At 45.5% G+C, this 7547-nt stretch carries 6 protein-coding genes; 4 read left to right on the forward strand and 2 right to left on the reverse strand.

Annotated features, from left to right (window positions below; all coding sequences use genetic code 11):
• Positions 1-127: 127 nt before the first annotated feature.
• Entirely contained in the window at positions 128-889 is a 762-nt protein-coding gene (locus Q1B47_RS11745) for an outer membrane protein assembly factor BamD (RefSeq protein ID WP_299793575.1), read from the reverse strand.
• A gap of 122 nt (positions 890-1011) precedes the next feature.
• Here Q1B47_RS11745 and rluD point away from each other — a divergent pair, with 122 nt between their 5' ends.
• From rluD to clpB, 3 genes are all read left to right on the forward strand, one after another.
• Entirely contained in the window at positions 1012-1983 is a 972-nt protein-coding gene (rluD, locus tag Q1B47_RS11750) for a 23S rRNA pseudouridine(1911/1915/1917) synthase RluD (RefSeq protein WP_299793578.1), read from the forward strand.
• Positions 1984-1986: 3 nt separating this feature from the next.
• On the forward strand, positions 1987-2727 hold the full coding sequence (gene pgeF, locus Q1B47_RS11755; protein ID WP_299793580.1) for a peptidoglycan editing factor PgeF: 741 nt from the start codon (positions 1987-1989) through the stop codon (positions 2725-2727).
• 100 nt (positions 2728-2827) lie between these two features.
• Positions 2828-5401, forward strand: coding sequence for an ATP-dependent chaperone ClpB (gene clpB, locus Q1B47_RS11760; RefSeq protein WP_299793582.1), 2574 nt, complete (start codon positions 2828-2830; stop codon positions 5399-5401).
• Between the two features lie 155 nt (positions 5402-5556).
• Here the strand turns inward: clpB and Q1B47_RS11765 are convergent, their stop codons facing one another.
• Entirely contained in the window at positions 5557-5991 is a 435-nt protein-coding gene (locus tag Q1B47_RS11765; protein WP_299793583.1) for a DUF4124 domain-containing protein, read from the reverse strand.
• Between the two features lie 151 nt (positions 5992-6142).
• On the opposite strand from Q1B47_RS11765, the gene pssA reads away from it, so the two are divergent.
• Complete coding sequence (gene pssA, locus Q1B47_RS11770) at positions 6143-6943, forward strand: CDP-diacylglycerol--serine O-phosphatidyltransferase (protein ID WP_299793585.1); 801 nt, start codon at positions 6143-6145, stop codon at positions 6941-6943.
• The last annotated feature ends 604 nt before the right edge of the window (positions 6944-7547 follow it).

Raw genomic sequence — 7547 nt, forward strand, 5'->3', positions numbered from 1 at the left:
TGTGTCTGGAGTATCGACTGCTAATGAGCCGATGGCTGGTTCAGCTGTATCAAAAATCGTTACAGTGGCACACAAAAAAGCTCCGGAGTTCGGAGCTTAATATGATACCGCTAAACTATCGCTGAAATTAACGGGATAACAGCTTATTATTCGGGAAGTTAGCTTTCATCACCGATAGCACATTATCTTGTAGCTTTTTCTGACCCAGCTCACCGTAAGCCGTAGCCATAATTTCCAATGCTCGTTCGGTTGAATTAGTGCCCGGGTAGGTTTCCATAACCGATTGAGCCCGTGTTGCTGCAGCACTCCAGGCATTCATCTTTATGTAGTACTCAGCGACACTGATACCGTACTTAGCCAGTCGATTTTTCAGGTACAGCATGCGTTTAGCTGCATCCGGTGCGTATTTACTGTTTGGGTATGACTTTATCAGGCGATCGAAATCCTTAAAGGCATCTTGTGCAACTTTAGGATCTCTGTCTGTTCTGTCGATATCCAGCATATCGTGGAACATATAGTTATCAGACTGCATATTAACCAGGCCACGCATGTAGTACACATAGTCGATATCTTTATGAGTCGGGTTGAGTCTGATGAAACGATCGATATTAGCGATTCCAGATGCAGCGTCATCTAGTTTATAATAGGCGTAGATGAGATCGAGTTGTACTTGAGTTTTATGCGGGCCGAAAGGGTAGCGAGAGTCTAATGCTTCTAATGAGCGTACCGCTTTACTGAAGTTTCCGAGCTCCATAGATGTTCTTGCCTGAGAATATAGTATATCTGGTGAGGATTTACTTACCTTTAGCTCTTCTTCCGGGCTACTACTACAGGCCGCTAAGGCCAATGAAAACAGGCCTACTACGGCACCTTTAGCAAATTTATGCATACTTAAGTTCGATTCTTTTAAAGTTATGGTTAAGAATTTTTCTATTTCAATATAAAATAGAAACAATTCGATTGTAACAGATAGCACACATTTTTGGACCCCGAAACGCGGGTACGGTTCCTATGACACAAGAGATTAATCTAAAAAGTGAGATAACAGCAACACAAACAGGGCAAAGATTGGATCAAACTTTGGCCGAATTGTTTCCTGATTACTCACGCACACGCATCAAAGAGTGGATCCAAGCTGGCTGGGTTTACATCGACGGTGTGGTTTCCATTAAGCCGAGAGAAAAGGTGCTTGAAGGGCAAGAGATACAAGTTGAAGCAACATTAGTCGAGGAGACTAAGGCTGAGGCGCAAGCGATAGACTTAGATATCGTTTATGAAGATGATCATATTATTGTCATCAATAAACAGGCTGGTCTTGTTGTGCATCCCGGTGCCGGTAACCAAGACGGTACCTTGATGAATGCTTTATTGCACCATTGTCCAAATATTGAACTGGTTCCTCGCGCGGGGATCGTTCACCGTCTGGATAAAGATACAACCGGCCTGATGGTCGTAGCTAAGACAGTAGAAGCACAGACTCACCTGGTGGCAGCTCTTCAAGCTCGAGAGATCACACGTGAGTATGAAGCCATAGTTCAAGGCACACTCATCTCAGGTGGCACAGTAGATGAACCTATCGACCGTCACCCAACTAAGCGAACCCATATGGCTGTGGTGCATACAGGTAAGCCTGCTATGACCCACTACCGTGTTGCCGAGAAGTTCAGGGCTCATACAAGATTAAGACTGCGCCTGGAGTCGGGAAGAACGCATCAGATCCGTGTACATATGTCTCATATAGGTCACACCTTAGTTGGTGATCCTGTTTATGGTGGCCGCCCAAGACCACCAAAGGGGGCTACGCCTGAGTTCTTCGAAACTTACATGGGATTCAAGCGCCAAGCTCTGCATGCTATCAGACTCGAGCTTGCACATCCTCATACCTGTGAAATTATGAGTTGGCAGGCTCCCGTGCCTGAAGATATGGCGATACTGACTAAAGCACTACGTCAGGATACCCTTGAAAACCCTTCGATTGTTTAATCGATGCCGCCATTTGTAAAAGGTTGGCATATTCCTCAGGGAGTGAGGATCGCTTTTTCTACGCGTCGTGATGGCGTTAGCACCCCCCCATACGAGAGCCTGAATCTTGGCTTGCATGTTGGGGATTGCGAGGAGAAAGTGCTGCAAAACCGGGCGCTCATTCGTGAGCGCTTTGAACTTCCAAATTCTCCTGCCTGGTTAGAGCAAACCCACAGTACCAGAGTCATCGTTGCCGATAATCAAACCGTACATGATGCCGATGGTAGCTACGCTGAACACCCAAATCAGGTATGTGTGGTTATGACCGCAGACTGTTTACCTGTATTGTTGTGCGACAGAGCTGGAACTGAGGTTGCCGCCGTTCATGCCGGCTGGAAAGGCCTGTGTGACGGAATAATTGAGGTGGCCCTGGAGAAGTTTAAATCAGATAGTGATGAGCTTATCGCTTATCTGGGGCCGGCAATTGGTGCCGATGCCTTCGAAGTCGGGGAGGAGGTCAGGGAGATGTTTATCTCTGTGCATCCTGACTGTGACATCTTCTTTATTAGTAAAGCCTCTTCAGACTCAACCGAAAAGAAATACCTTGCAGACCTTCAGGGGCTGGCAAAATTTCGGCTAAATCTGGCTGGTGTAAATGAGGTTTATCAAGCAGATACCTGTACCTTTAAAAATGCCGATAATTACTTCTCCTATCGCAGAGATAATGTCACAGGTCGTATGGCTTCATTTATCTGGTTGGTATAGCACTCGCTTTTGCAGATAAAGAGTTGCTCTGCCTTGAAAAACCACCATCTGTCCCCATATTTTTATTATTGAAGTAGTTCTTTTCGTTTGTGGAGGCTGTATGCGACTCGATCGTATGACCAATAAATTTCAGACTGCAATTTCCGATGCCCAGTCGTTGGCATTAGGGCGTGATCATCAGTTTATTGAACCTATACATCTGATGATGGCCCTGCTTAATCAAGATAATGGTTCGATTCACCCTCTGCTGACACAAGCGGGTATTCGTGTTAGTACTCTTCGCTCACTTCTGGGGCAGGAGTTGGAACGCTTACCTCAAGTCGAAGGAACCGGCGGAGATATTCAGTTATCGCAGGCTTTGATACGACTATTGAATCTATGCGACAAGTTAGCTCAGAAACGAAAAGATAAATATATCTCGAGTGAACTTTTTATTTTGGCCTCACTGGAAGGAAATGACACCCTTGCACAAAGTTTAAAAAAATCCGGTGCCACTAAAGAGTTGTTAGAAGAGACGATAAAACAGATCAGGGCCGGAAAGAATGTCGACGATCCCAATGCTGAAGATCAACGTCAGGCTTTGAAGAAGTATACCGTCGATCTGACGGAGCGTGCGGAGCAGGGGAAGCTGGATCCAGTGATTGGTCGTGATGATGAGATCCGTCGTACTATTCAGGTATTGCAGCGTAGAAGCAAGAATAACCCTGTTTTAATTGGTGAGCCCGGCGTGGGTAAGACGGCCATTGTCGAAGGGCTAGCTCAACGAATTATCAATGGAGAAGTGCCGGAAGGGATCAAAAATAAGCGTGTGCTTTCATTGGATATGGGCTCATTAGTTGCCGGAGCCAAGTATCGTGGTGAATTCGAAGAGCGCCTGAAGGCTGTTCTGAATGAACTCTATCAGGAAGAGGGGCAGATTATTCTGTTTATTGATGAGCTGCATACCATGGTCGGTGCCGGTAAAGGTGACGGTGCTATGGATGCGGGTAATATGCTCAAACCCGCATTAGCCCGTGGTGATCTCCATTGTGTGGGAGCGACGACATTAGATGAGTACCGTCAATATATCGAAAAAGATGCTGCGTTGGAGAGACGTTTTCAAAAGGTGTTGATCGAAGAGCCGAGTGTAGAAGATACCATTGCCATACTGCGTGGGTTAAAAGAGCGTTATGAGTTACATCATCATGTTGAGATCACCGATCCCGCTATTGTTGCAGCAGCCAGTATGTCGAATCGATATGTGTCCGATCGTAAGCTACCCGATAAAGCCATTGACCTTATCGATGAAGCGGCCTCGAGTATACGTATCCAGATAGATTCTAAACCTGAGCCCTTGGATCGTCTCGAGCGTCGCTCTATACAGCTAAAACTAGAGGAGCAGGCGCTATCGAAGGAGTCTGATGAAGCCAGCCTGCGTCGCCTATACTCAATACGCCAGGAGCTAAAAACTGTCGATGCCAAATCATCTGAGTTGAATGAGATTTGGCATACAGAGAAAGCCTCTTTGGCCGGAACTCAACATATTAAAGCGGATCTTGAGCAGGCAAGACTGGAGCTCGATGTCGCCCGCAGGGCCAGTGACTTGACTCGTATGTCTGAACTTCAATATGGTCGCATCCCTGAGCTTGAGAAACAGTTAGATCTTGCATCTCAAGCAGAGATGCAGGAGATGACCCTGCTTAGAAATAAAGTCACCGATGTTGAAATTGCTGAGGTTCTTTCCAGGGCTACCGGTATTCCCGTATCTAAAATGCTTGAGGGTGAGAAGGAGAAGCTTCTGCATATGGAGGAAGTCCTTCACTCCAGAGTGATCGGTCAAAATGAAGCTGTCGATGCAGTTTCTAATGCCATTCGACGAAGTCGAGCCGGGCTTTCAGATCCGGATCGCCCTATAGGCTCATTCCTCTTCTTAGGCCCCACCGGGGTCGGTAAGACTGAGCTATGTAAGTCTTTGGCCAAATTTCTTTTCGATACAGAATCTGCTCTGGTTCGTATCGATATGTCTGAATTTATGGAGAAGCACTCTGTTGCGCGCTTACTTGGAGCTCCTCCCGGCTATGTCGGATATGAAGAGGGAGGCTATCTGACGGAAGCCGTCAGAAGAAAGCCCTACTCTGTCATCTTGCTCGACGAGGTTGAGAAGGCGCATCCGGATGTATTTAATGTCCTGCTTCAGGTGCTCGATGATGGCCGACTAACCGACGGACAAGGGAGAACGGTAGATTTCAGAAATACAGTCGTTATTATGACCTCTAACCTGGGCTCAGATATCATTCAGGATAGGTTTACACAACTTTCATATAGCGAAATGAAATCCGAGGTGATGAACGTAGTTGTTCACAGCTTCAGACCCGAGTTTCTCAACCGTATCGACGAGACGGTAGTTTTTCACCCTCTCGATGAGAAACATATTAAGCATATTGCAGGGATTCAGATCGAGTCACTAAGGCAACGGTTAGCTGAGAAAGATTTTGAACTTGTTTTGAGTGATGAGGCCCTGTCTCTTATCGCCCGTGCAGGCTTTGATCCTATATATGGTGCCAGACCATTGAAAAGAGCCTTGCAGCATGAAATTGAAAACCCATTAGCGCAAAAGATATTGAGCGGCTCCCTGGTTCCTGGTAAGCCAATTAAGGTCGAATGTGCGGGGGCTGAGTTGGCGTTCGGGCAATAACGAGCGAAATTTGGGGTTTGTCGTTAATTCATGGGGTGAGTGACAGCTTGCTCTTGGCTCGTATGAAGATAACTTTATAAGCTCCAAATAAAAACAGGCTCAAATGAGCCTGTTTTTATTCGATTTAGAGGGTATTGGATAGGTGGGTCAGGTAACTATTTACAGAATAGCCTGATCCGCTCCTCTTGCTCTTTAATTCTTGCCTGTCGATCTTCCTCTCTCATCGCTACCATCTCACCTGTGGTTTCATCTTTACTTCTGAGCCTTGAGTGGGTCGTCAGAAATTTCAGGCTATGTTTGGCATTTTCGCAAATATCGGCAGCATGCTGCTTATTTTCCTTCTTTATCCTTGCCGCATTTTTCTCCTCTTCACTTGGCTCTGGTTCTGCGGGTCTTTCCTTCGGAGCGATAAAGCCAATAGGCTGCTGCTCAATGTCTTCACTATAGAGTTTGTCTGAGGCTGCATCTTCAGGGATCTGTTGGCTGTAGTGAGTGACCCCGTCTTTATCCACCCATTTATAGATGACGGTTGCTGATGCCGAGCCAATCGACATGAGAGTTAAAATGACTACTAATGACTTTATTAACATGATTCCTTCCGGTCGCAACATCCAACATAGTTAAATACGGGAGCTTATTCCATTAAATGCCTGGGACAATCAATGTGCAGGTTAAACGGTAAAGCATTGGATACCTAAAGTATGGTATCTTTTTCATACAAGATACTAGTGTTTTAAAATTATGCAAAACTTTGATAAAGAATCGGTTAAGAGTAAAGGTATCTACCTGCTTCCTAACTTGTTTACTACCGCTGGCTTGTTTTCTGGATTTTATGCCGTGATTGCTTCGATGAATGGCCATTTTGAGTCGGCGGCAATCGCAGTTTTTATTGCCATGCTTTGTGATGGGCTCGATGGCCGTGTTGCCAGGATGACGAATACTCAGAGTGAGTTCGGTGCCGAATATGACAGCATGGCTGATATGGTATCTTTTGGCGTAGCCCCTGCCTTGATAGCTTATAACTGGGGACTTGCGGAGTTAGGTAAGATCGGTTGGCTCGCTGCATTTATCTATTGTGCTGGAGCGGCGCTAAGGTTGGCTCGGTTTAATACCCAGGTTGGAGTTGCTGACAAGAGGTATTTCCAAGGCCTGGCAAGTCCAGCCGCAGCGGCACTCATCGCCGGTAGTATATGGTTTGGTGATCAAAGTGGCGTAGTGGGAGCTGAGGTAAGTTGGTTGGTAGCTTTGGTAACGATTATTTCAGGTCTGCTGATGGTCAGTAACTTTCGCTATAACTCATTTAAAGACTTTAACTGGCGCGGTAAAGTCAATTTTATCGTTATATTAATTGTCGTTGGAGTATTTGTTTTTGTTTCGATAGAGCCCGCCTTGATCCTGTGTTCGATCTTTTATCTTTATGCGCTTTCCGGACCTGTGATAACCATCTACCGTATTCGAAAGCTAAAGCGGGTAACTATGTCTGGTGATATATCAAAAACGAGAGATGAGGATAAAGAGGATAAAAAATCTAAAGAGGAGTAAAGCGTTTCACTTCGTTTCACTTCATAGTCAATGGAGAGAGTCAATGGAGAGAGTCAATAGAGAGGTGAGGTACTCCTATTACCCTTGTTGTTTGCTTTTGGGGGAAAGTCGCAGGTCTAATTTTTATCATCTCGAAAATCCATGTGAATTTTTTTATGAAATTTTCGTGCAGCAATTTTAAAATGTGCCAGACTTAGTTCCCTGATATATGTGATTGCTCTTTAGAACGAGGTTCTCAGACAGGAGCGAGGTAAGATATCGTAGGGAAAGGCAAGGTTGGTCGGCTATCATTATACTTTTCGCCTGAAAAGTGAACGCTTAATTGGCTACATCCAAAAAGGGCTTGCACTCGAGCTCTGCCCCCCTATAATGCGCATCCACTGACACGGAATAGATAACTATTTTAGTCGGTGAAAACTGAGGTCGAAAATAGTTTTAAAAACTACTTGACGCCAACTGCGGGAAGTGTAAAATACGCCTCCTCAAGCCAAGGGCCTAGCGTCTGCGGCGGTGTTATCAAGCACCATGTTCTTTAACAAGTTAAGACAAGAAATCTGTGTGGACACTCACAGGTGTTGAGTTATTCGAAACCATCTTAGATGGT

The sequence above is a fragment of the uncultured Shewanella sp. genome (genome assembly GCF_947501225.1).
Classification (GTDB): domain Bacteria; phylum Pseudomonadota; class Gammaproteobacteria; order Enterobacterales; family Shewanellaceae; genus Shewanella.